Here is a 1,450-nt window from a genome sequence, read left to right as displayed (position 1 = left end):
CTGTAGTGGGTTCTTTCCGCAAGCGCTTGTCGTCGCTACCGGACAAGCGCACGGGTAAAAATCGCCGCTATGGAATGGAGGATGCCGCCTTAAGCGCGTGAGCGTGTGTTTTTTACTCAAACCCCGTCATTTCTGGCCTAAGCTGTCGTACATTTAGTTTGAATAAACCTGGTTACCTTTATTTTTGATTTTACGCCCCCAATTGATAATGAGTTCTCCTTCATTTAACAATCTATTTAAAATAAATTCTAGTTCTGCAATTGACTCAAACAGCTTATTAGCTATATATTCTTTTGCCGAATGCCAAACCAATTCAATTAAATTATAATCGGGACTATATTCCGGTAAATATTCTAAAACTATCTTAGGCATTTCTGCTGTGATAAGCTGGGCAATATCTTTTCTTTTGTGAAAGCTTGCATTATCTAAAATAATAACTATTTTAGGCCCGTTTTCTGAAAAATCTTCTGGGGAGTTACCTTGTTCTACCCATTCTTGTATGACCAAAGCGTAGAAAGACTTGAGACTTTCATAAAATGATTCGCCGCACCCTTTTTCCACAAAAAAATTGATTCTTTTTTTGTCAGTTTCCCTTAAGCAAAACATTACATTTATTCGGCCTTTTCTTCTATCTCCTCTCACGGTTTTACGTTTTCCTTTTTTAGTCCATTGTTTTCTTCTTACGATCCTTAAACTAAATCCTGTTTCATCCCAAAACCATACCTGTAAACGTTTAGGAGTTCTTTTGGCAACTTTTAAATATTCTTTTAGTCTATTTTTAAACGCTTTTCGTTTCAGCCTATCTTGTCGGTCTTCAAGACTGTATTTTGCCCAAAGGAAAACATACTTTTTTGATTTTAAGATTCTCCGCACTTGCGATTCACTCAGTTTAATCCCCGTCTCTTTTTCTAAATGTTTTGCCAATCTTGCTGATGTCCATTTCCCAAACTCATAGCCGTATTTTGAGGGTTCATTGTCAACAATAGTTAAAAGCATATCTACATATTCTTTTGTAGCTTTTTTGTGGTTTCCTTCGGCTCGTCCATCTTTAAAACTTTCTAATTTATCTGGATCGCCCTGTTTAGCCCAAGATGCTACTGTTGGATAAGAGATTTGCAAAAACTTTGCCACTTCCTCATAGGTTTTACCATCGTTTATTAGGAGTAGTATTAAAATTCTATCTCGAATAAGGGGACTCTCGTTTTCTCGCAATTCGTTCAAAAGTCTCTCTCGTTGGGTTTCACTCAGATGGTTAGGTGCTGGCATTTTTATTAGTTTTATTTTTTCTTTTGTTATTATAGCATAAAATCCAGGGTAAGAGCATCTCAATCAGGCTTGACACAAGGATTTGAGAATAAGCATCATGTACTCCTCACTCATCGCTGCCCGGTTCCTTTTTTGTCTCAAGCTACGCGATCGGGTGGTTTCACAGGTTGAGGGCATTAAGGGC

The 1,450-nt window shown here is 37.6% G+C and carries 1 protein-coding gene and 1 pseudogene; one reads left to right on the top strand and one right to left on the bottom strand.

The genetic code is table 11. The features are described 5' to 3' along the window. Window positions 1-5: 5 nt before the first annotated feature. Window positions 6-138, top strand: a pseudogene (locus NG833_RS30885) (ISNCY family transposase); the annotation flags it as partial. Between the two features lie 15 nt (window positions 139-153). On the opposite strand, the gene NG833_RS30040 reads toward NG833_RS30885, so the two are convergent. Beyond that, window positions 154-1,266, bottom strand: a complete 1,113-nt coding sequence (locus NG833_RS30040; protein ID WP_254568928.1) for an IS630 family transposase — start codon at window positions 1,264-1,266, stop codon at window positions 154-156. Window positions 1,267-1,450: the final 184 nt, after the last annotated feature.

Source organism: Oscillatoria sp. HE19RPO (assembly GCF_024220515.1).
Lineage (GTDB): Bacteria > Cyanobacteriota > Cyanobacteriia > Cyanobacteriales > Laspinemataceae > Laspinema.
The sequence above is the reverse complement of the archived record's forward strand: the minus strand, read 5'-3'. Positions and strand labels throughout refer to the sequence as shown.